The 23,922-nt window shown below is 35.2% G+C and carries 25 protein-coding genes and 1 pseudogene; 7 read left to right on the forward strand and 19 right to left on the reverse strand.

Annotation, left to right across the window (positions count from 1 at the left end):
* Positions 1 to 51: 51 nt before the first annotated feature.
* A protein-coding gene (locus AAGD93_RS02220) for an IS630 family transposase (RefSeq protein WP_341819229.1) occupies positions 52 to 911 on the forward strand; the annotation gives its coding sequence in 2 pieces (ribosomal slippage) (positions 52 to 376 and positions 376 to 911; 861 coding nt in all).
* Here the strand turns inward: AAGD93_RS02220 and AAGD93_RS02225 are convergent.
* From AAGD93_RS02225 to AAGD93_RS02305, 17 genes and pseudogenes are all read right to left on the reverse strand, one after another.
* On the reverse strand, positions 824 to 1,315 hold the full coding sequence (locus AAGD93_RS02225) for a phage tail protein (protein WP_410529895.1): 492 nt from the start codon (positions 1,313 to 1,315) through the stop codon (positions 824 to 826). The two genes, AAGD93_RS02220 and AAGD93_RS02225, sit on opposite strands and share 88 nt — an antisense overlap.
* A gap of 19 nt (positions 1,316 to 1,334) precedes the next feature.
* Positions 1,335 to 1,652 (reverse strand): hypothetical protein, encoded by a 318-nt coding sequence (locus AAGD93_RS02230; RefSeq protein ID WP_341819738.1) that lies wholly within the window; start codon positions 1,650 to 1,652, stop codon positions 1,335 to 1,337.
* Positions 1,653 to 1,748: 96 nt separating this feature from the next.
* Entirely contained in the window at positions 1,749 to 2,753 is a 1,005-nt protein-coding gene (locus AAGD93_RS02235) for a major capsid protein (protein WP_341819739.1), read from the reverse strand.
* A 26-nt stretch (positions 2,754 to 2,779) separates the two neighbouring features.
* Positions 2,780 to 3,151: a head decoration protein gene (locus AAGD93_RS02240; RefSeq protein WP_341819740.1), complete on the reverse strand. Its 372-nt coding sequence runs from the start codon at positions 3,149 to 3,151 to the stop codon at positions 2,780 to 2,782.
* 39 nt (positions 3,152 to 3,190) lie between these two features.
* A complete protein-coding gene (locus tag AAGD93_RS02245) occupies positions 3,191 to 4,234 on the reverse strand; it encodes a S49 family peptidase (RefSeq protein WP_341819741.1) in 1,044 nt (347 codons plus the stop codon).
* The gene (locus tag AAGD93_RS02250; RefSeq protein WP_341819742.1) at positions 4,231 to 5,649 is read right to left on the reverse strand and encodes a phage portal protein; all 1,419 of its coding nucleotides are present in this window, start codon (positions 5,647 to 5,649) and stop codon (positions 4,231 to 4,233) included. The genes AAGD93_RS02245 and AAGD93_RS02250 overlap by 4 nt, the downstream gene beginning before the upstream one ends.
* Positions 5,650 to 5,865, reverse strand: coding sequence for a gpW family head-tail joining protein (locus AAGD93_RS02255; RefSeq protein WP_341817101.1), 216 nt, complete (start codon positions 5,863 to 5,865; stop codon positions 5,650 to 5,652).
* A pseudogene (locus AAGD93_RS02260) lies at positions 5,858 to 7,684 on the reverse strand (phage terminase large subunit family protein). The gene AAGD93_RS02255 and the pseudogene AAGD93_RS02260 overlap by 8 nt, the downstream one beginning before the upstream one ends.
* Positions 7,681 to 9,168, reverse strand: coding sequence for an ankyrin repeat domain-containing protein (locus AAGD93_RS02265; protein WP_410529896.1), 1,488 nt, complete (start codon positions 9,166 to 9,168; stop codon positions 7,681 to 7,683). The pseudogene AAGD93_RS02260 and the gene AAGD93_RS02265 overlap by 4 nt, the downstream one beginning before the upstream one ends.
* A gap of 14 nt (positions 9,169 to 9,182) precedes the next feature.
* Positions 9,183 to 9,662, reverse strand: coding sequence for a hypothetical protein (locus AAGD93_RS02270; protein WP_341819744.1), 480 nt, complete (start codon positions 9,660 to 9,662; stop codon positions 9,183 to 9,185).
* 28 nt (positions 9,663 to 9,690) lie between these two features.
* On the reverse strand, positions 9,691 to 10,905 hold the full coding sequence (locus AAGD93_RS02275; RefSeq protein WP_341819745.1) for a DNA modification methylase: 1,215 nt from the start codon (positions 10,903 to 10,905) through the stop codon (positions 9,691 to 9,693).
* Between the two features lie 121 nt (positions 10,906 to 11,026).
* Positions 11,027 to 11,494 carry a Holliday junction resolvase gene (locus AAGD93_RS02280; protein WP_341819746.1) on the reverse strand — a complete coding sequence of 156 codons (468 nt, stop codon included), beginning with the start codon at positions 11,492 to 11,494 and terminating at the stop codon, positions 11,027 to 11,029.
* A 730-nt stretch (positions 11,495 to 12,224) separates the two neighbouring features.
* Positions 12,225 to 12,362: a hypothetical protein gene (locus AAGD93_RS02285; protein WP_341819747.1), complete on the reverse strand. Its 138-nt coding sequence runs from the start codon at positions 12,360 to 12,362 to the stop codon at positions 12,225 to 12,227.
* 253 nt (positions 12,363 to 12,615) lie between these two features.
* Positions 12,616 to 12,786, reverse strand: coding sequence for a hypothetical protein (locus AAGD93_RS02290; RefSeq protein WP_341819748.1), 171 nt, complete (start codon positions 12,784 to 12,786; stop codon positions 12,616 to 12,618).
* 67 nt (positions 12,787 to 12,853) lie between these two features.
* The gene (locus AAGD93_RS02295) at positions 12,854 to 13,051 is read right to left on the reverse strand and encodes a hypothetical protein (RefSeq protein ID WP_341819749.1); all 198 of its coding nucleotides are present in this window, start codon (positions 13,049 to 13,051) and stop codon (positions 12,854 to 12,856) included.
* Positions 13,052 to 13,120: 69 nt separating this feature from the next.
* Complete coding sequence (locus AAGD93_RS02300; protein ID WP_264328523.1) at positions 13,121 to 14,539, reverse strand: AAA family ATPase; 1,419 nt, start codon at positions 14,537 to 14,539, stop codon at positions 13,121 to 13,123.
* Positions 14,540 to 15,424: 885 nt separating this feature from the next.
* Positions 15,425 to 17,500: an AAA family ATPase gene (locus AAGD93_RS02305; RefSeq protein WP_341818092.1), complete on the reverse strand. Its 2,076-nt coding sequence runs from the start codon at positions 17,498 to 17,500 to the stop codon at positions 15,425 to 15,427.
* Positions 17,501 to 17,736: 236 nt separating this feature from the next.
* Here AAGD93_RS02305 and AAGD93_RS02310 point away from each other — a divergent pair, with 236 nt between their 5' ends.
* Genes AAGD93_RS02310 through AAGD93_RS02330 form a run of 5 tightly spaced genes read left to right on the forward strand, consistent with a single transcriptional unit; the run spans position 17,737 to position 20,813 of the window.
* Positions 17,737 to 18,231, forward strand: a complete 495-nt coding sequence (locus tag AAGD93_RS02310; RefSeq protein WP_341810244.1) for a sigma-70 family RNA polymerase sigma factor — start codon at positions 17,737 to 17,739, stop codon at positions 18,229 to 18,231.
* A gap of 54 nt (positions 18,232 to 18,285) precedes the next feature.
* Positions 18,286 to 19,095, forward strand: coding sequence for an ATP-binding protein (locus tag AAGD93_RS02315; protein ID WP_341810243.1), 810 nt, complete (start codon positions 18,286 to 18,288; stop codon positions 19,093 to 19,095).
* 22 nt (positions 19,096 to 19,117) lie between these two features.
* Entirely contained in the window at positions 19,118 to 19,921 is an 804-nt protein-coding gene (locus tag AAGD93_RS02320) for an AAA family ATPase (RefSeq protein ID WP_341819750.1), read from the forward strand.
* A 41-nt stretch (positions 19,922 to 19,962) separates the two neighbouring features.
* Positions 19,963 to 20,463, forward strand: a complete 501-nt coding sequence (locus AAGD93_RS02325; RefSeq protein WP_341819751.1) for a hypothetical protein — start codon at positions 19,963 to 19,965, stop codon at positions 20,461 to 20,463.
* A 50-nt stretch (positions 20,464 to 20,513) separates the two neighbouring features.
* The gene (locus tag AAGD93_RS02330; protein ID WP_264328518.1) at positions 20,514 to 20,813 is read left to right on the forward strand and encodes a hypothetical protein; all 300 of its coding nucleotides are present in this window, start codon (positions 20,514 to 20,516) and stop codon (positions 20,811 to 20,813) included.
* 9 nt (positions 20,814 to 20,822) lie between these two features.
* Here the strand turns inward: AAGD93_RS02330 and AAGD93_RS02335 are convergent, their stop codons facing one another.
* Positions 20,823 to 21,893: a hypothetical protein gene (locus AAGD93_RS02335; RefSeq protein ID WP_341819752.1), complete on the reverse strand. Its 1,071-nt coding sequence runs from the start codon at positions 21,891 to 21,893 to the stop codon at positions 20,823 to 20,825.
* Positions 21,853 to 23,049 carry a hypothetical protein gene (locus tag AAGD93_RS02340; RefSeq protein ID WP_341819753.1) on the reverse strand — a complete coding sequence of 399 codons (1,197 nt, stop codon included), beginning with the start codon at positions 23,047 to 23,049 and terminating at the stop codon, positions 21,853 to 21,855. The genes AAGD93_RS02335 and AAGD93_RS02340 overlap by 41 nt, the downstream gene beginning before the upstream one ends.
* A gap of 185 nt (positions 23,050 to 23,234) precedes the next feature.
* Between AAGD93_RS02340 and AAGD93_RS02345 the strand changes: the two genes are divergently transcribed.
* Complete coding sequence (locus AAGD93_RS02345; protein WP_341819754.1) at positions 23,235 to 23,918, forward strand: hypothetical protein; 684 nt, start codon at positions 23,235 to 23,237, stop codon at positions 23,916 to 23,918.
* The last annotated feature ends 4 nt before the right edge of the window (positions 23,919 to 23,922 follow it).

Consider the following 23,922-nt stretch of genomic DNA (forward strand, 5'->3'; position numbering starts at 1 on the left):
ATAAAAGTCCGGATGTGATAGGATAAGGATAGATGATGATAAGGAGGTTGAATGCCAGCAGCATATAGTTATGATTTAAGAAAAAAAGGAATGGAAGCGCTAGACGAAGGAGAAAGCAGAGAAACAGTGGCAGCAAGATTTAAGATTGGACGAACTACTTTATGGGAGTGGCAGCAAAGAAGAAAAGAAACAGGAGACTTTCAATCAAAAAAACTTGGAAATGGGGGTTACAATCACAAAATTACCGACTGGGATACCTTTGCCAAATTTGCCAGAGAACACGGAGGAAAGACTCTATCGGAAATGGCTAAACTTTGGAACAACGTTAGTATCCAAACGATCTATCGAGCCCTTAAAAAAATTGGATTTACGCGCAAAAAAAGACATATGGATACAAGGAAAGAAACGAAGAAAAACGTGCTGAATTTTTGAAAATTATAGCGACAAAAGAACCTAAAAACTTAGTGTATATAGATGAGTCTGGCATTGATAACACCGAAGACTACCCCTACGGATATTGCCAGAAAGGACAGCGGTTTTATGCCTTAAAATCTGGAAAGAAAACTCAACGAATCAGTATGGTTGCAGCCTTAAGTGGAAGAAAGATAGTTGTTCCGTTAACCTTTGAAGGCCACTGTAATATGGATGTTTTTAATGGATGGTTTGAGCAATTTTTGACACCGATCTTGGAACCTGGACAGACTGTCATTCTTGACAATGCTACTTTTCATAAGTCTGATAAGATTATCGAGCTTGCTAAAGGGGTTGGTGCAGAAATTTTGTATCTGCCGCCTTATTCTCCAGATTTCAACAAAATTGAGCATCATTGGTTTGCTATAAAAAAAAGAGCCAGGAAAAACATTCCTCTATTCGAATCCTTTCGTCGTGCTGTTGATTCTGCCTTCCTATGACCTGTTCGGACTATTATGAGAAATTCTATAACTTCCTTTATTGGCAATGCTGCTCTTCCTTCACGTTTAAAAATACCGCTATTTCCTTTTGGCATCACTGCTGCAAATCCTCCTATAAACTCATGCTTTCCTACTTTCGATCCTCTTCTTGTTTTTTGTATTTTACCAATTGTCGATGCTCTAATGTCATAGAGATTTGCTCTAATTAACACGTCTAATCTGCTAGTTTTCGCCTTAAAAATTCTTAATCTCTTTCTTATCAAACTTAATTTTATCTTCTTTTCCTCACTGATTTCCTTAGCTGCTTGCGCTTTTAACCATAGTGCTGTTCTATTTAGTGCTTTTATAGCTGCCAGTTTTACTTTCTGCTCTTTTTCGTCAATATTGTAGATTATTTCATTAATATTGTTACTAATTTTAATATCAAACACTTTCTATTGCCTCAATTTTCCATATTTCACTCGAAGAATCTTTTAACGGTGGTTCAAAAATCTTGTAGAACCTTTTTTCAATCTTGATATAATCACCTATGCTAAAGGAAGTAACGTCCTGATCACGTATTTCTATAGAAGCAATTTGCTGAGTTAATGCTCCATCTGCACCTAGAGAGTACGTAGTCTCAGGACGTTTTATTAGCACTTTTATTCTACGAATACCCTCCTTATTTCGATTACAATATATGGCTTCCACTCCTAGATGCTTAAAACAATCCTCCAATAATCGCTTAATATTCTCTTGCATATTTCTTTTTGATATACTAACCTTTACATGCTAAGAAAGCGCATACCGGTAGAGTCGTTCTGTGCCTCACCACCTTGTAGTTACTCTACCAGTATGTTACGCTATAGCGACTTTTACTAATACCCCAGGTCTATGGCACATTGGCAGAGGATTTGACTGTGTATGCAAATCAGTCCCTCTATCAAATCTTCTTGGCTCTTGTTTTGCATATAGTGGCTGTCCAAGAGTATTTACTGTTTCATTAAAATCTGCTGGTGCAAAGTATGTTGTAAATGTGCTTGCTGTTCCTACTGGAAAACAGTGCCCTGTATCTTTCTCAATAAATCTTCTCACAGTTCCTTCAGGATCAGTTGCTTGTCCTCTATATTCCTCAAACGTTATTCCACAGAACGTAAATCCTGATCTCATATCATTTCTTAGCGCTGCTCCTTCTTGCCATCTTTCATATGCTTCTTTTACTTTAGTATGAGAAGTGAGTGCATCAAAAAACTCAGGGCTTACCAGTGCATGAATTCCAGTCATATATTCACCACTTAGATTATCTTCTATGTGCCTCAATACTTCCAGACACTTACGTTTTACATCTGTTGTTGCTGTTCCCAGTGCAAAATTTACTACTTTTGGTGTAATTTCAAATTCGTTGTACAAATTTAATAATTCACTGCCATCAGCATCCAAAATTATTCCCTTTAGCGCTCCCATTCGCAAATGCTCTAATGTTATTGCGTGTTTGTTCCTCATTAGCTGTAAATGGTCGGTTATTACATCTGCCAGCGCTTTCAGCTCACTCTCTGATCCAAATGCTCTTATTCCTTGCACTTCTTCTGGTAACACTACATCATCATGCGGAATATGCGGAATCGTAAATGTTCTTACCTTTCTTTTTCCTCTTTTTCCTACTGTTGCTGGCGCTCCTGGAACTTGTGTTGGCAGTAAACTCAATACTCCGTTGTGTTCTTCTATGGTAATATGTCTAAATCTTACTGACCTACTTGGAAATAAATTTAAATTTTCAACGCGTCCATAATTTATCGGCAATATATTTATCGCATTTGTTAGTGCCGTCATGCTAAATGCTGTATTTGTAAATGGATTTTGCATTTTTTTCTCCCCCTTATTAATTTAAGTTACACTCCCTTGCGGACAATGATCCCTCGTTCTTCAAGTTGCTTTATTGCTACAGCTTTCTGCTCTTCAGTGATATTTGCTGGCCATACAACTGCATGATCGGCAAGAAGAGCAATGCGAGTAATTATTATTGCTTTAGTATCTCCATCTTTGCTATTTACATCGCTTGTTATTACACCTATCGCTGTTTGTGTGTCATCTGTGGCAGTTGGATTTATCACCTTAATCATGTTGTCTTTATCACGACCAACAACTGTACCAAGTTTAAGATTTTGACCTTTAGCTACTGCTATTGAGTCTCTTGAATACAGGCTTGATGCCTCATACTTTAATAAGTCACCTAGATTATTTTGTTCGGTTATAGTACTCATTTTGCTTTTCTCCTTTTGTTATATATTTTAAATGCCTGATTACGCACGACTTTTCGCTACCTGCATCATCAACTCTTCTCCTGAATTCTGTGGTATTGCACTCAGTATCTCTGTCTTTTTCGTTCGCTCTGCAAGTAATTCCATTAAAACCTCCCTTGCTTGCTCAACACTTACGCCCTGCTCAATAAATTCTCCTATTTTCTCTGGCATTCGTGATAAGTTACATAAACGTATTAATTCAAGAACTTCAGTACGATACTTAGTTGAATTATCAGTTTCTAGGTCAGTTATAGTTTGTTCGTTCATAGTAATACTCCTGTTTTTATTAATAGATTTAAACTCTGAAAGAATTGTAATTCCCTCTGCAAGGCCAATATCCACAGCGTTCTTGCCAAAATATAGCCCTGCTTCTGTTGATTTGATTGCTTCTATAGAAAGATTTCGATTACGTGCTATTAGCTGGACAAACATCTCATATAAACGATCTATTTCCTCTCTCAAACTTTCTAAACCTTCAGAGTTAATAGGCTTATGCGGATTTAAATCATTTTTTCTACTTCCTGCAAATACTGTCGTATATTTTATTCCCTGTTTTTCATCAAACCCACTTTGATCTATATGACTTGCTATTACTCCTATGCTTCCTACTCCTGAAGTTCTACTCACAAATACCTTTTCAGCGCTAGAAGCTATAGCGTACGCTGCAGAATATGCATCATCATTTGCTATCGCTATTATCCTCTTTTTTCCCCTTGCACTGTAAATAAAATCAGCAAGGTCAAACACTCCATTGACCTCTCCTCCAGGACTGTCTATATCCAACAGGATTGTTTCTATATCACTATCTTCTATTGCTTGTGTAATTTGTGCTTCTATTTGATTATAGGAAGTCATTCCAAAAATATCATCAAAAGTTTCTGACTTTTTTGTCAAGATTCCATGTATCGGTATTATTCCTCTTTCACTATTTCTTACTGCATGTTTTATATTTTTAAAGATAGGCTGCTTTCCTGTTTGTAGTGACAGTAATTCAAAACTCCTTGGTTCTACCATTACACATCTGTTTAGCCATTGTTGTTTCATATCACCTCTTGATTGGCCGTAACGTCAGAATCAAAACTTAAGCCCAGTTCACTTGCACGTCTTTGATCTTCAGCAATTTCTTGATCAATTTCTTCTACATCATAACCGAGCTCCGAAACTACTTCTGCTCTACTCTTGAAGCCATTCCTTACTGCCATCTGTTGTGCTTGCTGGTCTTTTAGTGGATCCACCCAATCAAACCCTTGTGCTATCCATTTTACTTCTTTTTTTGCTCCTTCTTTTCCCTTTGTCCATTCTTCACCTATGTCTAGTTCTCCAGAAAGTAGTGCTAACTCTAACCATCTATCCCATACAGGACGGCAAAACTGAAATACCATTATGTTATGCTGTAACATTGTACATCTCCTACGAAACTCTATTAATCCTGCTCTAATTGATGAATAATTAACACCTGTTAAATCTCCTGTTAGTTGCTCATATGTTATCCCTGTACCAATCGCTATTGCCCTGAGTTGCTGTCTCATAAACGCTTCATAACTTCCTCCTACATCTGACGGCTCTGAAAATTTTATATCTTCTCCTGGGTCTAAAAGCTGCATTGTTCCAGGTTCTAGGCCAGATAGTGCTATTCCTTGCTCATTACTTTCACCTTCTCCCATGATATTTGCTTCAGGATCAAGTCTCGTAATAAACCCTGCAAACATCGCTGCTGTTTTCTTTCTTACCAGCTCTGCATCGTCGTATTGATCAAGCTCATAGAGCTTTAGCAGTATATTAGAAAGCCATGGCTCTCCTCGGATCTGACCAGGTCTTAGTGGTCTATAAATATGTAAAACATCATTTGCTGGCACTCTCACTGACTCTCCAAATGAGCCTTCTCCTGGATGTTCTCTAAATAAGTAATATGCCTCTCTTTGCCCAACCCTGTTAAACTCAATCCCGTTTCTTATTACATTACCATTTGCTAAAGTTTGATTTGTTTTATTGTCTAAATGTTCAGATTCAAGTACTTGTAATTGCAGAGGTACACAAAGACCATCTTCGTATCTCAGCCGTACAAAACATTCTCCTCCCTCTATCATACTTCTGCATACTAGAGCTTGTAATCCGTAAAAATCACTTATCCCATTACTGTCTGCTTCATCTGTCCATTTCAGCCATAATTCTTGTACTTTCTTTCGAAATTCTCCATCCCTTGCTTTTGATTGCGGTTTTATTCCTGTTCCAATAGAGTTACTTACTATTGTATCAATGATATTTGCTGCATATGGGTTTTTTCTCACCATATCCCGAGAACGGCTACGTAAGTGCTCAAGGCTCTGAGAAAGTAAATTATTTATGCTTCCTGTTTCTCCTTGCCAATACATTACCCTTCTCCCTGAGCCTGATGCATCCCAGGCTGAACTTTTGATTTTTGGCTTGTTGAATAATTGTTTGAAGGTTTTTAGTAGCATTTATAAAATTCCTTTACTCGTTGAAAAAATAATCTTTCTTTTGGCTACGGTTTTCAGTTCAGCTTTAATACGTTGTCTTAAGCTCAGTAGATCCTTTATCTGAACTTCAGCATATCTCACAACATGGTCACCATATGCAATTGATACTACTCGCTCTCCGTTTTGCAGCTTCTTTATCGCTTCTTCGACTTGAACTAAATACTCTTCGTTATACATTTTTCAACCACTTACTCTGTCTCACTTTTTTAGGTTTTTTACTTTCTATTTTTCCACTCAAACTATTCCATTTACTCTCTGGCCAACGATCAATTCCAAGCGCAATAGATGCTGCTCTCGCATAAATTCGGCAATCCAGCACTTCGTTTCTTTCTCTTACCTTTTGCCACTCTTGTTTGGTATATCCTTTCACCACTTTGCTGACTAATTGCTCTGCCGTTAACTGCTTAAAATATTCAGGTGCATACTCGGGAAAATGACAATATCCTGCTGGCACTTTCTCTTCTTCTTTTAAAATATTAAGTAATTAAAAAAGCTCTGACTTTAATATTGATACTCCTACTGGCCAGAGCTTTATTCCTCTTTTCAGCTTTTGCCCTCCAACTGTTATATCTACTCTACTTGGGCTGCTAAGTGGCACTAGGGCTTTATTTACACCTTTTACTGCCATTACTCTTCCAGATCCTTGATGACCTCTTACCCAGTTGTATACTTCTTGCGTTGCATATCCAGCATCTACTGCCATCATGCTTATCATATATTCAAGTCCATTTTCACCGATAAAATGATGATTGAGTAACTCTGAAAGCTTTTTCCACACTTCTCCACTTCCTGTATCTCCTTCAAATACTCGATAATCTATTGACCAACTTTCACGGCTTTTTCCCCATGCTACAACTTCTACTTCTAAACGATCTTTTTGGACATCTACTCCTGCAGTAAGTACCACTTCTCTCCTAGGTACTGTGCCTACGGGAAAAAATTCTCTCCTGTTAAATAATTGTTTCCAGTCTGGTACTTCTCCTTTGTCTACCCAGGTTTCTCCAAGTGTAGTATTTATCCAAACTTTCAGTAATTGTTCACTTTCTTTTGCATGCAGAAAATCTTCTACTGCTTGAGTCCAGCTATACCAGCCTACTGGACTATAAAGACTTGAAAGATGAAATCCTTTTTTCTCACCTTTTACTCTATTAGTAGGTCTCCATTCTCCACGCTCAAGCATCTCTGTCTTTTGATGATTTTCTATCTTTTCACCACATTCTATACATATATAGTGTGCTGTATTTGGATTTTTATCTTCCCATTTAATTTGTGACCATTTTAATATTTGGTAATAATTACAATACGGACATGGTACAAAAAAATATCTCTTATCTGTTGCTTCAAATTCCTTCTCAATTCTGCTTATTCCATGAATAGTTGGTGTTGATACTAAAAAAATCTTTCGCCGTGCAAAAGTGTTAGTTCGAGCAATACTGAGCAGTACTGGATCTCCTTCTCCTCCTGAGTCTCCTGGATAGGCATCTATTTCATCAAGAAAGAGGTATTTTACTGGCATAGATCTCAGTCCTACACTGCTGTTCGCTCCGGTTATTACTACAATTCCACCTGGAAATTCCTTACTTTGCACAGTATTGCCTGAATCTCTTGACCTTGGGTCTTTTACTTTACTCTTTAAACATGGTGTACTCTCTATTAACGGTGCAAATCTCCCCTTTGACCAACGCTTTCCCATTTCAACTGTTGGCTGTACTACTAACATTGGCCCTGGTGTTTGATCAATGATGTAGCCTATCCAATTGTTACCAGCTTCTGTTCCCCCAATCTGTGCTCCTTTCATGAATACTACTTTTTCAGCAGGTGAAGACGGAGAAAGTGAATCCATGATTTCTTTTAAATAAGGAGTTCTTTCCGTTCTCCATTTCCCTGGCTCTGATGCTGCAGTTGGAGCTAAAACTCGATACTCATTCGCCCACTCTGATACTTTAAGTTGCGGGTCTGGTCTTAAACCTTCAGAAAAAGATGTTGCGTATATCATTGTCTGCATCTACTCATAATTGGTTCTATCTCAATATCATTAACAATAGAACTACACTCCTCCAGTTCCATAAACATCTTTTTCTGAAATTCGTTTTCTATATATCTTTTGCTCATCTCACTTATCATTATTGCTATAACAAGCGCAAATATCCCTGTTATTATTGCAAAAATGATTGCACTGCTTATTGTTGTTGCTGTTAAACCTATATATGCCGCTACTGCTATTGCACTGGCTGTAGTATAGATGCAGATAATATTATTATGTTTTTTCATCCTTTTATTTGCTATTTCTTTCTGTGCTATATATTTATTATGAAGGGTTGGAAAATTAACAACGGTATCTCTGCAGAGTAACGCTCCATTTTTTTCATTAAATAAAACTTTAAGTAATTCTAAATTATTTGACTTGATTGCTAAGTGCAAAACAGGTGTATAGTTTGCTCCTTTTTTCAGTAGTAATTTTACTACATGTAAATGTTCTTTTTCTGCAGCAAGGTAAATCGGTGATAGACCTTTATTATTTGAAATATCAATATCAATTTCTTCTTTTAAAATAGACTCTACAAGCTCAACTTCTCCCATTTGTACAGCTAAATGGAGTAGACTATTCTTTTCAGAACCGTATTTATTACTCACCAAAGCCTTCTTTATTTCAGGCCTATTTTTAGCGTAATCAAATGGTGTCTTGCCGCTATCGTCTTTTACCAGAGGATCTATATCTTCTCGCGTTAGTAAGACCTCTATTGTTTTAAGTCTTTCAGCGTAATGTAGAGGTGTTTTATTTTCGTAGTCTTGTAGATTCACTTGAGCATTAGGCTCCTTTATTAAGCATTTGAGGATATCAAGACATAAGTCTCTTTCATCGTAATTAGTATTACTTACAGCTATATGAATAGGTGATAATTTCATTGAGTTTTGTCCTATGCGTGCACTATTTACATCTGCTCCTAGCTTCAGCAGTAACTTTACTATCTCCAACTTTTTATTATTAACTGCATAGTGCATTGGTGTCTGATTTCGTGCATCAAAGACATCTATTTCAGCTTTTCCTTCTCTTATCAAAATCTTTACAACTTCTGCATGTCCTATGCCTGCTGCTAGATGTAATGGCGTATGATGCAGAGCATTTCGTACATTAACGTCAACACCTTTTCCTATCAAATATCTAACTGCATTAACTTCACCTATCATTGCAGCTAAATGAAGTAAGTTATCTTGTTCTGATCCGTATTTGTTATTAATTAGCGCTTGTAATATTTCTGCTTTTTTACCTTCTTTGGCATAATCTAAGGAGGTTTTGCCTTCATTGTCCTCAACAAAAGGATTAATGTTCTTCTTCGTGAGTAATAAATCCACCATGCTTAATTCGTCAAATTCTATAGCGCAATGTAGTGGTGTCTTTCCATTTAATCCTCTAACATTAACATCTAATCCAGGTTGATTAATGAGACACTTTATTAATTCTAAACTTAGCCATTTTATATTCAAAATCTTTTTTATATTTGAAATTTAGCGTTAGATAATTCTTGGAGTGAGTTTGTAATCTCTTCAGTTAGCGTCTGATGAATCTTTTCAGTGTCACTCAGTGATGCAAGCAGCGCTGAAACTCTATTTGGAATATTAAGCAAATTATTACGGACAACTCTTGCTACATTAAATGCATCGCGCTTTACTTCCTCTACTGCTACAAGTTCACCAATCTCAGCTTTTGCTTTTGCCTCAAGCAGTTTACCTCGTTCCATTTCATTTTTTATTCGCGTTTTTAGCAACATCGTAGAAAGGTTACTTGTACTTTCTGGATTTTTCCTCCTCAGCGGCTGGCTTGGATCTCTTATTGCTGCCACCGCTTCATTTGCTTGTTCTCTATTGACCAAACCATCCTCCAACTCAACTATTCCTTTTTTTACTAAATAACAGACATATTGCTTTGAAACTCCTAGTTCTTTTGCCCATTCCGTCTGCGTGATTTTTTCCACTCTTTTCCTCCTCTCTTTTTGCTCCTTTTTACGAATTTTCTTCTTGAATTTCTGCAAAAGTTTTACCAGTACTGGCTAAAAGGGCATCTCTTCCGGTATATATTTGCCAACGTTTTATGGTTACATCTACAAATTTTGAATCTAGCTCTATTGTCCTACAAATTCTTCCTGTTCTCTCACATGCAATCAGTGTACTTCCAGAACCGCTAAATGGATCAAGTACTATGTCTCCTGATCTGCTGCTGTTTACTATTGCTTTCTCCATTAGCTCTACTGGCTTCATCGTTGGATGTAGTGTATTGTGCGTTGGCTTATCATAAAACCACAAATCACTTTGATTTCTTCCTCCATGCCACTCACGTTTATTACCGCTTTTCCATCCATAGAGCATTGCTTCGTATTGTCTCTGATAATCAGACCTTCCTAGCGTAAAGTGATTCTTTGCCCAAATGATAAATGTTGACCATTTCCCTCCTGCTTCCTCAAATGCTTTTTGCAACGTTGAAAACTCTGATGATGATATGCAGATGTAAATTGCACCTTTAGTATATGCTAAAATATTGGAACAGATGTCGTAGAGAAAAAGCTCATACTTTTCACCTTGATTATCGTTTAATATTTTTTTATCTTCTCTTTCTTGACTGCTACCATAATCAACGTTATATGGAGGATCACAAACAGTAATATCTGCCATTTTATCATCTAACAGCGCTTTATATGATTCAACCACAGAGCTATCACCACAATAGATTCTATGATCACCTAAAATCCATAAATCACCTGGTTTTGTTACTTTTTTGTCATCAATAGCTAAGTCAGAAAGATCTTCTTCTTCACCATCTAAATCATCAAGAAAGTTTTGAACTTTTTCTAGCTCAAATCCAGTCATTTTAAGATCAAACTGTAAATCTTCTAATTCTTGAATTTCCACCTTCAAAAGATCATCATCCCACTTTGCCCAATTAGCTGATTGATTTGCCAGTAATCGAAAAGCTTTGGTTTGTGGTTCATTTAGATTATCACTTAAGACTACGGGAATACTCTCCATACCAAGTTTTCTTGCTGCTTTAAGTCTTAAATGACCATCAACCACAGTTCCATCGCTTTTTACAACTATTGGAATACGAAAGCCAAATTCTCGAATAGAAGCACACATTCTGTTTACTACATCGTCATTTTTACGAGGATTACGCTCATATTCGACCAGATTTTGAGTAGGATAGTAGTGGATTGCTAAATTCATATAATTACTATGTTTAAATTCTTAATAATTAAAAAGTTAATATTTAAAATATCTCTGACGCTAAAGAAGGCCTGGGGTCTGACCCACCAAACCCTCCAGTATGGCCGAAAGGACCCACTTTTTATGGATTTCTCAGCTTATTAATATCTTTACTGAAATTCATAACATAGAACATTAATGCCAAAGCATCCCCCTCATTATCATCTCTGGGTGAACCCCCTTTTTTCTTTACAGCTTCAATAACTTCACTCTTACTTGCATTACCTTTGCCTGCTATAAAGCGTTTTATAGTTTTAACATTAACACCTTTGTACGGCACATGATGTTCTTCACACCAAGCAGAGAGAACAGCCAAAAACCCACCGTAGCAATGAGCTGCATCAGTTCCTAGATGTCTTCTCACTTCTTCAAAATACACTGCAGTGAACTCATGTTTCAAAGAATTAAGCCAATTACGAAAATTCAAGAAGCACATGCCACCTCCGCTAAAACGGCTACCATGAAAACTTTTGCTTCCACTTTCAATTACTCCATCTGTTAGAATTGCCCAGCCTTTCTGTTTGCCGAGGTCCAGTGTTAGGATTGACATTATTTAAAACTATAAGTAGCACTGATTCCAAAATATCGTTTGGTTTCTGCAAAATACACTAGCAATTCATAGGTTTTTGTAGGCCAACAACGGAAATTCGAGAATTATGTGCTACTGCAGAAAGTTGTTTTCTTGTTATATATATTCACCAAAATTACGAAAACTGTTCACTTTTTTTTGCAAAGGATAAAAACCGTGTTAAACTTGCTTGCAAGTTTGTTTTGTAACAATAAGATTACTAAGGATAGCTTTTATTTGAGTTTAGAGGCTATTATAGACGTTCTTTAGTAAGTAGTGATGTTTTTTTTCCCTAAAGTCACATCTAGCTTTAAAACACAGTTTTTGCCTTATTTAAAAAAATATAAATTCTCAATTACGTAACTTGCCAAAAGCCTATATTTCTTTTGCTTTCTGTTTTCCAACTTTTCTGTTTGAAGCACATCTACACTCAATGCCCCTACACTAATATATACCGGATTTCTTACTACTTTTTTCGGGATTTTTTCAAAAAAAGTTAAAATAATTTTAAGACAGCTAAGAAACTAAAGAGAGCCTAAACTTTAAGAACCAGCTAAACGGAACTCCTAGACACCTTACTATTTGAGCTGAGAAGAAATTACATGAGTTTTTGGTAAAAGCAAAATTCACTATCTATATCATCAATAACACTATAATAGCCTTCTAAAACGTTTTAAACCATAAAATTCAGAGATTTCTCATAGTGAGAACTTTAATCTTTAATCCTCTTTAAAAAGTTGTCTGAAGAAACGACTTTCATACCTCTTGCTTTTTCAAATGCCTCTCTTGCTGTGCCTGCATTTTTACCACCTTCCTTTGCCGCTTCTAAATTTTTATTAGCCCTGTGCATCTTTATCCTTTATCTCATCAATGGTAGCTTGTTCTCCTAGCATATTGAAAATTAGCTCAATCGGTGTCATATGATCTCTTAAAGGTTAAGCCTTTTATTTCCTTATGATGCTTTGTTTTTACTCCAAATGTTCCCTCAGAAATTACGTCTGTCAATATTGCGTATTCCCTACCTTCAATATACTTGTTATTGTGGTCAGATATATTTCTATTACCCCATTCTTTTGTTAGTTGATTTCTGACAGCTATTGATTCTATTCTCTTTTGTATCCATTCTTGAGTTTTGCAGCATAATCGGCATAGATTCTTTTGAGTGCAAGTTCAGGGTTTTCATATTCTTGTAGTCTTTCATACCCAACTTTTGCAAGCCAACGTTTAAATTGCTCAACTCTTTTGGAAGGAATAGACTGCAAAATACGAAACAACCCCTCAACATTTGTACAATTAACATTCTGTTTACCACCTTTTGTTTTAATTTCAAGGGGGGTGTCCTCATCCTTCAGAAAGCCCTATATCTCTGCTTTTTATCTTTTTTAGATAGTCAGATGGGGTCTTACTACCTGTCAGAAAAGCTATTACTTCTGTTATTACATACCACCACTCTCCATCATGTAGTACTCTAGTAAAACTGCTATTATCAAAAGCAGTAGTTTCAATATCTCCTTCTTTTAAAGTTAAAGTATCAGTCATAAGCAACCTCTATAAGTTAAGAATAAACGTAAAAACTAAAAAGACATTATTTTTAAGTCAGAAAAACCATTACTTACAATTCAATAATTTTCCAAAATCAATTATGTGTGAAAAGTAACCACTATCTATAACATCATCACTTACATCATTGACGTGGATAAGGACTGGACGACATGAAAAGCCTTTTGGACGATTTAGTGCATCTATTTTCTTTTGTACCTCTTGTATTATTGAATGACCAATTTTATCTTTTGAAAATTTGATTTCGCAAATATAGAGAGTGTTAAACTTCGTTTGAATCATATAATCAATTTGACAACCTGCACTATTACGCGTTCTTTTCTGAAAAAATGGATTCTCGCTTATTATTCCATCAATTCCTAAGATATTACGTATACTCTTTCTATTGTTCAGCACCAAATTTTCAAATTGAAGCCCAATAATTGTATGCCACTCTGGTAGGAATCCTATAGAGTAGGTGTCACGACTAATTTTTCCTAGATCTTTTTCGATATATTTTAGATAAAACCTTAAATAATTATCTTGAAGTCTGTACCTCCTGAGCCGTGAATCAGTACCAGTTTTTATACTCCAAGTATGATCTTTTGCGATAAAACCAGCAAGTTCGAGCTCATGTAGATACTCAGAAATGCGTCCATGTCTTACGATATTTAAAGTAGCACAAATTTCTTCTTGTTCTTTAGCTCCAGTAGAAAGAGCTCTGACTATTTGCTTATAAAAAGCCGTTTTTCGCATGAATAAATCTGAGAATATTTGATTAAATTCTTCAACTAAAAACCCACCTTTTGTAAAACAAAGCCTTTTAATATTTTCTTCAGCGCTATGTTTAAAATTTATCTCCTCTAAATACTTTGGAATTCCTCCAGTTACTGCAAGCACCTTAAACTTTTCATATGCTGAAATATTTTTTGGCCAAAATTTGTTGCAATCAGAAAGTGATAATTCTCCGAGTGTCAAAGTTAACGATATTCTTCCTACAAAACCAGTACTACTAAGTATATTCTTCTCGATCCAGGATGAAGCTGATCCACAAACAACGAAAATTAGCTTGTTATTATTTTTTAGCTGCGTATCCCAAAAGTTTTTTATTTTGCCTAAAAAGGTTGGATCTTTTGAGCCCATCCAAGAAATTTCATCAAACAGCAATAATGTTTTTCCTGATAGTAGACGTTCACCAACTGCCCATAGTAAATCGCTCCAGTCATCATACCTAGCAAAAGATGTATTAAATTGTCTAGCAACTTGTCTAGAAAATTCATTAAGTTGGTAGGACGTTGTAGTATGCCTTTCTGGTGGCAAACCTATAAAGGAGTAATATTGTTCAAAATACTTACCAAATTCTTGAATTAAACGACTTTTTCCTATACGGCGCCTTCCTTTGACTACTACAAAAGATGCAGTATTTTTTTCTGTAAGTTCCAGTAGTTGCTTTAACTCAGTTTGCCTACCAATAAATGATGGAGACATAAAACACAAAATATAAATCTTTGTCTCCATTGTACGTGATAAAATTGGAGACGTAAATAAATAAATTTAGATCTTTGTCTCTATTTTAAGCGGGTTTTGTAGCTTCTGTTTCTTCTTCCATAGCAGCAACTCCAAACTTTTTTCCTTTAGCTTCATCTACAAATTATTTATATAGATTACCTAAAGACCCAACTTAAGAGTTCTAGATAAAAATAGTTGTATTTCAATAGGACCTCCAAAATAACCAGCTCTTGTTATATATTCACCTAAATTACAAAAACTGTTCACTTTTTTGAAAAAATATTTTACAAGGAATAAAAAGCGTGATAAAGTAAAATGAGGGTTTTTTATAATAAGTAAAACTTTAAAGCAAGGGATAACTTAGAAATGCCTTGTAATCAAGTTTTAAGCCACCCTACATGAGTAACTTAGATCTTGATTGTACGATTGTACCCTGAAGTCATAGAATCTTTTTGAAACGCTATTATTAGCAATTTCGTCTTTTGTAAGCATTTATCTTTCATCTTTTTTTAGGTTATCCAAAATGCAATAGTAGGTTTTTCATGTTTTTGTCTATTGAGATTTTTTAGTAAGCTAAAAGCTAAAGGTAGTATGTGTTAATTCATACTACTTAATATTATTATTTATAATAATAGGAGTTATTTTGAAAACTGAAAATCGGACAAAACCCTCTATATTTCTAGCTTTTTATCTCTTTTTTCAGTCTACGATTTCACAGTCTGACGATTTCTTAAACTATTGAAAATCTAGTACTTTTTAATTATTAACAAATTCTGACTTCGTAGACTGAACGCATTCTGACAAAAACTGGCCAAGACTGAAAACTGAAATATTTAAGTAATAGAGAATTTTGGTGAAAAAGTTCTAGATATCTAAAATTTGATCGTTATAAACCCAAATATTTGGATTTTCTTCTGGAACAACATCCTCACATTCCGATGATTTGTAATCAGTAGGTAAAATCTTTTCATAGACTATAACATTCTTGTTTAGTTGATTATCAAACTTTGTTACTCTTTTTTCCATACCTTCAACACAAAGTATTCCATATTTGGTTCTTGCAGCATTTTTACCTTTTCTGTTAAATTTTATATAACCTTTTGCAGCAAGCACATCGATACGGTTACGAATAGAATGCTGACTACCAAGACCTGCTTTACCTTCAAATATCTGACAGAATGAATTAATTGTATATACTTTTCCTTTTTCTCGTGCTTCTTCATAAATCAACTGCAAAATAACATCATGTCTACGAGAACGTTCTGCATCTAACTTTTTACCATAATCTTTATTTATAAGCCTCTGTGATTCATAATCAATCATATGCCAGCAGTTATTGATTTTATCTATATATTTTGATGGAATAGCATGACCATTACGTAATTCAAACATCAGTTGACGACTACTCTGCCGTTCATCTGGCTTAAACATTATCATTCCTGTAGTATAAAAGCTTCTTAATGAACCAGCACCACTGAAACTCTGAAAAGGATCTTCTTCTAATGATTTCTTTTGTATCTTTTTCGTGTGATGCACTAGAATAACTCCTGCATCTGGATTGACTAATGTCCTTAGCTTTTCAACTCTCTCTTGTAAGAAAAAGAGCATTGCATTATTGTCATTTTCACTACCATTATCACCAGCATCAAAAATATTACGCAGTGGATCAATAGCAATAACATCAACTGTGTTTGAACCAAATGACTTTTCTATTTCAGCAACAACCTCATCCATACTATCGTCGTTTAAAAGCATCTTTACTTGTGGCGTAATTACCAAATTATCTGCAGCAAGCTCTATGAGCTCATCGCTAAGTTTTAGTTGTTGTGTCCGTTCACGCATATAATGGTAACCTATCTCTGTTTGAAGGTAAAAGATCCTTAAATGCCTCTTAGGTATCATATCAAGAAATGAAACTCCTGCTGCCATATGAAAAAGCCAGGAAATTAGAAAGTCACTTTTTCCTACTTTGGGTGCGCCAGCAAAAACTAAAAGCCCACTTGGAGTTAAAATTCTTGGTGCGATTATATCTTCTGGCATTGGTGATTTGTCACTCAAATATTGTCTTGCAGGAAATCCAACAAACCTTTTTGTATTTAAAATATCAGTAGCAGATAAATTTATACATGTGGTTAAAGCTAAAAACTTTTCAACATTTATACCTTCTTCCACACAATCAGCAGCATCCCATTTCTTAGGCTTACCTCGAGGAATTTCAAGCACAGCAAGTGATGCAACTCCAATTTCTAAAAGCTTATTTCCAACATTTTTAGCATACTTTGCACCTGCTTCATCATTATCTGGCCATATAATAATATGCTTGCCCTTAAGCTGTGACCAATCAGTCTTTTTAACATCTGCATTTGCTCCAGACATTATTGTTGTTGCTGTAATACCTTGTTTTATTAGCGCTTCTGCACATTTTTCTCCCTCAACAAGAATAACTTTATCGGACTTCAAAATACCTGGGATATTATAGAGTGGCCTTATCTCTGGCGCACCAAAGTCGGATTTTTTAATATCAAAAGGAAGATATCGCTTTCCATTACCGTCATCATAACGATAGACTCTAACAAGAGCTTGGCCTTTTTCATCGTAATAATCCCAATATGCAGTTGGATTACTTGAATTTTTGAAATGACCAAGCCACTCAGCTATAGAAGCCATTACCTCAGGAAACTCTGTCCTTGCATTCTTTCTATGCACAGCTGCCCAAAGGTCGATAATGTCACCACCTTCTCCAGTTGCAAAATCATTCCATAACCCAGCTCTACTGCCACTTAGTTCTACTCTTAAACTTTTTCCTTTGTTACCATGCACATCACCTATTCGAAATTCATCACCATGGAAGGTACCATTGGGGAAAAGGTAAGAAAGACAAGATCTTAAATTCAACAATAGTTGTGCTTTAATCTCTGGAACATTGTATGAAACACTCATAATTAACCTTTAAACTATAAATTCGGAGTCTTGTTCTATATATTCACCGGATTTACAAAAACTGTTCAGTTCGTAGGTGCATTGTCTGATCAAAGTTTTGAGTGTCTGAGATTTAGAAAAGATTCTAGACTTTCAGAGGGTAAAAAATTCACGATTGTCTGAAGTATTTTTTTCATGTCCTACAATATTTACTAAGAAAGTTTCATCCTTAAGTCTTTCATTTAAGGATACATCTTATGAAATCTCGAAACTCTTATTCAGGTATTGATCCTAAAGTTGTTAATTTAATAAAATTTTATGCAAAATATTACAAATCGCTTACTGATCAAGATATTGAAGACATAGAACAAGACCTCTTCTGTGAGTTTCTTTCATGCATAGATCACTATGATAAAACTAAGGGCAGTCTTTCAACTTTTGCTAAGCAAGTTGTTAAAAATCGTATTAATAATCTAGTCCGTAAACACTCACGTACTACTCCTAAACTTGAAAATAATGTGCAACAGGAAAGTTACTGTTTTGAAGATGAAGCGATACTACGTATTGATGTTGAGCAAATTATTTCAAAATTACCAAAGAAGTGGCAAGTTTTATGTGAACAATTAAAACACCACAGCATTGCTGAAGTTGCAGACATAAACAATATGTCACGGACTACTTTGTACAACATTCTCAAGAAAATGCGATCTAAATTTGCACCTGTTTACGGAAAAAAGCATAAGAAAAATTGAACAGTTTTTTGAAATTTGGTGAATTTATATATAGTGGCAAATTAAGGTAAAAGCATGAAAATAATAAACAGCAAAGAAAGAGCAAAAATGGTCACAGGTGTGAAGATAGTAATCTTTGGACCTTATGGAATCGGCAAGACTAGCCTACTTAAAACCCTCGATGAATCAACAACACTTTGCCTTGATTTTGAAGCAGGACTTCTAGCTGTACAAGACTGGAAAGGAGATTCAACTGAGATTCGCACTTGGAATGAGGCCAGAGACATTGCTTGTCTTATTGGTGGTCCTAATCCTGCATTAAGGTCTGATCAGGCGTATAGTCAAAAACATTATGAGCATGTCTGTAGCAAGCACAAAGATCTTCTTTCTGAGGTTTCTAAATACCGCTCTATTTTTATTGATAGCATAACTGTTGCATCACGTTTATGTTTTTCATGGGCCAGAATGCAACCTGAAGCTTTTTCAGATAGATCGGGGAGAGAAGATAAAAGAGCTGCTTACGGATTACTCGCACAAGAAATGATGGCCTGGCTCAATCAGTTTCAACATATCAGAGACAAAGACATCATCATAGTTGGCACATTAGGTCAATATCTTGATGACTGCAATCGTCCAACTTGGCTGCCTCAATGTGAAGGAGCAAAAACTGCTAGTGAAATTCCAGGGATAGTTGATGAGGTAATCAGCATGGTTGGAATCAAGAAAGATGATGGAACAGAGAAACGTTCATTTGTCTGTCAGACTATTAATACTTGGGGATACCCTGCTAAAGATCGCAGTGGATGCCTCAATATGGTTGAAGAACCGCATCTGGGAAAATTACTTACGAAAATTAAAGCCAAAACCTTGGCTTCTGTTGCCTAAATTTAATTTTAAAAGGAGTAATATGGAACAAAGCTTTTTCAATATCGGTCAAAAAATCCCTTTTTACAGCGTAAAGGAGTATTTAAGTGATCAAACGCCAATACCAGAAGATATAATCTCACCAAGAATTTTAACAAAAAGAGGTCTATTGGTACTGGGTGGCCCACCTAAAATCGGCAAAAGTGACTTTTTGATCTCTTGGCTTGTCCACATGGCTGCTGGTAGATCATTTCTCGGTATGACACCAAGTAGACCTTTGAAAATCTTCTACATGCAAACTGAAATTGAATATGAATATATGAAAGAACGTTTGCAACAACTTCAACTTGATAATGAACTTTTGAATGTAGCTGCTAACAACTTAATCATTACGCCAAAAGTGCACTTATCATTTAATCATGATGAAATAAGTGAAATCAAGGAAATTGTGAATGAACGCTTTAAACCTGATGTTTTGGCCATAGATCCATTGCGTAACATCTTTAGCAGTGAGTATGGAAATGAAAATGATAATAGTGCTATGCTGTTCTTTTTGCAAAAGACTCTTGAAAAGCTACGCAGTGCTGTCAATCCAGATGCTTGTATTGTACTCACTCATCATACAAAAAAATTATCGAAAAAGATGCTGGAAGAAGATCCATTTCAAGGCCTAAGCGGTGCTGGATCTTTACGTGGATTTTATAGCACTGGCATGGTGATGTTTGCTCATGATGAAGAAAGTACCGTACGTCAGATAGTATTTGAGCTTCGTAATGGTGAACGCGTGCCAAACAAACTTGTCGATAAACTAAATGGCAATTGGCAACTCGTAGATGAGTGGAGTTGATTCTTTTTTTTCGTTTTGCAATTAATTTATAGGAGGACAATATGCTATCAGATTTTTTAACTGATTTTAATACTGCAAAATCACAAAGTAATTTAATACCAAAAGGTACAACGGTGAAAGTCAAAATGGCCATTAAACCTGGAGGTTATGAAAATTGGTTCACTAAAAGCTACACTACTGGCAGCATCTATTTAAACGCTGAATTTACTGTCACTGAAGGTCCATATGCAAAACGCAAGATTTTTCAGATTATAGGTGTCAAAAGTGGCAAAGCAAGTATTGAAGGAGAAGATGTTTGGGGAAAATCTGGTCATTCTATGCTTAGAAGTATTTTGGAATCAGCACGGAATATTCATTCAAATGACACTTCAGAAAAAGCAGTTATTGCTAGAAAAGTCAACTCTATAGCTGATTTCAACGGGTTAGAGTTTACTGCAAAAGTTGGTATTGAAGCTGATCGATATGGAGAGAAAAACAAGATTGCTACGGTTATTACTCAAGAGCAACATCAAAATACTGAGCTTGATTGGATACCTTTCTAAGCAAATAAAAGAATCATATTTTTATCATAAATTATTGGAGGGCACCTTTTATGAATAGATCTCCAGAAGAAATAAAAGCGTTAGTAATTGATAGAATTGAAGAATACCTACTCCATTTACTACCTGGTGGTGAATTTTACAAAAGTAAGTTTTACATTGGAGATTTACGTGGAGATAAAATAATAGTTGAGACAACAGGAGAAAGAGCAGGAGATTGGTATAAACTAGCCAAAATTAAAGGAGACGTAGTTGAATTTTTTACTTTCATTGCAGGTGACAAAAAAAGCGCTGAAGAATTGTATCGGTATATTTTAGAGAAGTATCCTTCTGCGTTTTCTGTCCAACATTGACTAAGGAGCTTAGCTAGCACTTAAGTTAATGGTAGATGGATTAAGCCGGTAGCCTGACCAGTTACATGCTTGTATCACATCATCTCGTCTTATATTTAGTCCCAAGGTGCTAGCTAGCTTTTCTGCTATTGTTTTTTGCATTCTATTAAGAGGTCTGCGTACTTGCTGTTCTGGGTCTTCAATACCTAAACTATCTGCTATTTGAATGATACTAAGAAATTTACATTCTTTAGCTGCTTCTAAATCACATAAAAACTGTTTAAGTAACACTCTAAAGATGCGGATACTTGAAGTTGCTTGTTTGCCTATAATTTCAACGTCATTAACATAAATAGTATTATCTTCAACCTTTAATCGCAGTATCTTTTTTTCTGGGAGAGTTGTTTCTTGCAGTGGAATATAAGGGAATGCTCGAAAGGAAACGTTAGGTAATAATTCTGGTACTCCTTTTTCAACTGCTTCGCTTAGTATTTGATTTAGAGTTTGATGTTTACAAATTAAATCAGCCATGGGAACAGTGTATAGGGTTAACAATATTTTTAGGTCTGCCTTTCCAAAAGTTATAAGAACAGCAACATTAGTTCTTAACCTATCTACAGTTAAATATGACTTATCAGTACATAAAGTTGGTATAATAATGCTTACTATTTTACTTTTAAAGCTTATGTGATATATCCCATTTGCCGCCTTTTCCCATATGAGTCCTATCAATAGTTTTTCAAACCAACTTATAATTTTTTGCGTATTGAGTTTAATTGAAAGCACAAGATAACGCTGTTTTTTATAAGTATCAGGAAAAATATCACGACCACAATCCTCGCAAGCTAGATCATCACAACCTTCATCAAAACCATGAGGAATGATAACCTCGTTTTTGCAATAAGGATTTTGTATATTTGGAAAATCAAGATCTAAATCATTAGCGCAAACAACGAAATAATACTTCTCAAGCTTAACAAAATCAAGCTGACTGAGATACTCTGCAGCCTTTATATAGTTCTCGTCAGGATTTACCCAGGACCTATTTACTAACATAGTATCAATATCTTGAGAGTGTTTTCGACAAAACGGTAATTCCATAGCTATCTCTAATTAAAGACTTAAAATCATCTCGTTCTTTTCTATTGAGAACATATTCTGAGTAATCAATTTCTATATAATTTGCGTATTGCGTGTCTGTCTGAAAGGATAAAGTAACTTTTTTACTTTTGAACAATACTTTGATATGCTGAACAAGCGAAACATCATGCAGTACACTACCAACCGAAGGCTCTATTTTCTGCAACCACTCTTCAATATTATCCGTGTTTAACGTAAGATTAGTTTTAGATTTAGATGGACCAAACTTTAATTCAAATAGGTGAATATCAGGTACATGTTGTTTTACACAGTCATTCAAAAAAGTCCTCACTTGTGCTGTTGTATTTTGATGGCGCATGTTAGTAAATGAACATTCTCGCTGAAAATAACAGCTTACTATTCTATTTGCTATTTTTAATCCTTGATCAAAACTTTGAATAGATAGGTTTACTTGGTTAGCGTTTAAAGCAAAGTCAATAATAATTCTACTAGGTTTATAACCGTGTATTACCTTATTTGAACTGATTAATAAATCCTCATCTTTACTAGCACGTCGTATAAATAAGTAAATACTATTTTGGTAGTAAAAGAGTTCTTGAAACTGACTTTCAAAACTATCATTTTCCGAGAGATCATGCTGTTTTAATATTTCCTGTATTGTACTTTCTGATAAAAAATCCTTAAATGAAGTGGGCTTTTGTCTTGGAGGATTTTTTAATATGAAAGGTAAAAACCCTTTTTTTTGTACTTGATTAAAGCAGAAGATTTGTTTCAGCAAGTTATGATTAGTTATAAAGAGAGTAAACAACAAGGACTTTTTGTCATATTTGCTATTTTGCAACAGAAATGATTTCAGAAGATCGTGGCTTAACACAGACCGTGCTACTTCAGCTATAGTTGTTTCTGATTTTGCACGACTAAAACGATTGACTAAGTAATAATCAAACAGAGCTTCAGAAATTTTAATAAGCATCTTACGCTTTTGCTGAGTTGAAATATCATCGCATTTTTCGTGGTCTTTAAATAATTGCCTATTTTGTTTATTCTGAAAATAGTGGTTAAAAATCACACTTAATTGTCTACCAGAAAGAGAATTAAGCCAACTTTCACGTAAACTTGGATTTTGAAAGTCCTTAAGCAGAAAGGATACTGGCATTTCTAAACTGCTTTTCCAAAACTCCTCACTAGCTATCATATATCTAAAAGTAAATATATTATGTCTAAAATAGATTAAAGATTAGTCAACAAAAATTTATTATGAAAAAAAAGAAGAATTTTCCTAAAAAAACTGAACAGTTTTTGTAATTTTGGTGAATATATATACAGGAGTCAAATTTTCAAATGTCAATACTCACAGAGTCAGGAAGAGCAGCAATAGCAGCAAGTATAAAAGAGCGAGTTATACATCTTGCCTGGGGCAGTGGTGATACAAATTGGGGAAGTATCCATCAGGTCGAAAAAGTTTTTGTTGAGGGTGAAATAGCTCTAGATCACCATACTATTAAAGATGTAAGGGTTTTTACAGGACAAACAACTTATCAGCCAAGTATAGATTATATAGTTGATAGCAGTAGTGGTGTAATAAAACGTACGGAAAATAGCTCTATCAGGGCAAATAGTGCAGTTACTGTAGAGTATACTGAAAGCACACCACCTGAACCTATAAATTCTATAAAGCTCTTGAATGAACTTGGCAGACGTACTGCAGATGAAGTACTATTCTGCATAGGTGATGAAAACGGCGAACTTATAACTCCTTCTGGAAGGTTTAAACCCTCTAATGTACCAACTAATAATCTCTATCTTAAATTTACTTTCGATTTCATGGACGCAGCAAATCAAGTTATACGGGAATTAGGGGTTATGGTTGGTACTAAAGTAAAAGAAGGGTTACCTATAGGACAGAGATATTTTGAGCCACAAGACATAGAAGATCCGGGAATTTTGTTAGTTTTAGAACACACTGTACCACTTATCAGAACTGCTGCAACTCGGGAAACTTTTTCATTTGTTGTAACCTTTTAGAATA

Origin of the sequence: Wolbachia endosymbiont (group A) of Brachyopa scutellaris, assembly GCF_964026995.1 — a bacterium.
Taxonomy (GTDB): domain Bacteria; phylum Pseudomonadota; class Alphaproteobacteria; order Rickettsiales; family Anaplasmataceae; genus Wolbachia; species Wolbachia pipientis.

Coding starts and splice junctions, on each gene's coding strand:
- AAGD93_RS02230 (WP_341819738.1), bottom strand. CDS start 1,652: ATGCAAGAGAATATTAAGCGATTATTGGAGGATTGTTTTAAGCATCTA.
- AAGD93_RS02235 (WP_341819739.1), bottom strand. CDS start 2,753: ATGCAAAATCCATTTACAAATACAGCATTTAGCATGACGGCACTAACA.
- AAGD93_RS02240 (WP_341819740.1), bottom strand. CDS start 3,151: ATGAGTACTATAACCGAACAAAATAATCTAGGTGACTTATTAAAGTAT.
- AAGD93_RS02245 (WP_341819741.1), bottom strand. CDS start 4,234: ATGAAACAACAATGGCTAAACAGATGTGTAATGGTAGAACCAAGGAGT.
- AAGD93_RS02250 (WP_341819742.1), bottom strand. CDS start 5,649: ATGCTACTAAAAACCTTCAAACAATTATTCAACAAGCCAAAAATCAAA.
- AAGD93_RS02255 (WP_341817101.1), bottom strand. CDS start 5,865: ATGTATAACGAAGAGTATTTAGTTCAAGTCGAAGAAGCGATAAAGAAG.
- AAGD93_RS02275 (WP_341819745.1), bottom strand. CDS start 10,905: ATGAATTTAGCAATCCACTACTATCCTACTCAAAATCTGGTCGAATAT.
- AAGD93_RS02280 (WP_341819746.1), bottom strand. CDS start 11,494: ATGTCAATCCTAACACTGGACCTCGGCAAACAGAAAGGCTGGGCAATT.
- AAGD93_RS02285 (WP_341819747.1), bottom strand. CDS start 12,362: ATGCACAGGGCTAATAAAAATTTAGAAGCGGCAAAGGAAGGTGGTAAA.
- AAGD93_RS02295 (WP_341819749.1), bottom strand. CDS start 13,051: ATGACTGATACTTTAACTTTAAAAGAAGGAGATATTGAAACTACTGCT.
- AAGD93_RS02300 (WP_264328523.1), bottom strand. CDS start 14,539: ATGTCTCCATCATTTATTGGTAGGCAAACTGAGTTAAAGCAACTACTG.
- AAGD93_RS02305 (WP_341818092.1), bottom strand. CDS start 17,500: ATGAGTGTTTCATACAATGTTCCAGAGATTAAAGCACAACTATTGTTG.
- AAGD93_RS02310 (WP_341810244.1), top strand. CDS start 17,737: ATGAAATCTCGAAACTCTTATTCAGGTATTGATCCTAAAGTTGTTAAT.
- AAGD93_RS02315 (WP_341810243.1), top strand. CDS start 18,286: ATGAAAATAATAAACAGCAAAGAAAGAGCAAAAATGGTCACAGGTGTG.
- AAGD93_RS02320 (WP_341819750.1), top strand. CDS start 19,118: ATGGAACAAAGCTTTTTCAATATCGGTCAAAAAATCCCTTTTTACAGC.
- AAGD93_RS02325 (WP_341819751.1), top strand. CDS start 19,963: ATGCTATCAGATTTTTTAACTGATTTTAATACTGCAAAATCACAAAGT.
- AAGD93_RS02330 (WP_264328518.1), top strand. CDS start 20,514: ATGAATAGATCTCCAGAAGAAATAAAAGCGTTAGTAATTGATAGAATT.
- AAGD93_RS02335 (WP_341819752.1), bottom strand. CDS start 21,893: ATGGAATTACCGTTTTGTCGAAAACACTCTCAAGATATTGATACTATG.
- AAGD93_RS02340 (WP_341819753.1), bottom strand. CDS start 23,049: ATGCCAGTATCCTTTCTGCTTAAGGACTTTCAAAATCCAAGTTTACGT.
- AAGD93_RS02345 (WP_341819754.1), top strand. CDS start 23,235: ATGTCAATACTCACAGAGTCAGGAAGAGCAGCAATAGCAGCAAGTATA.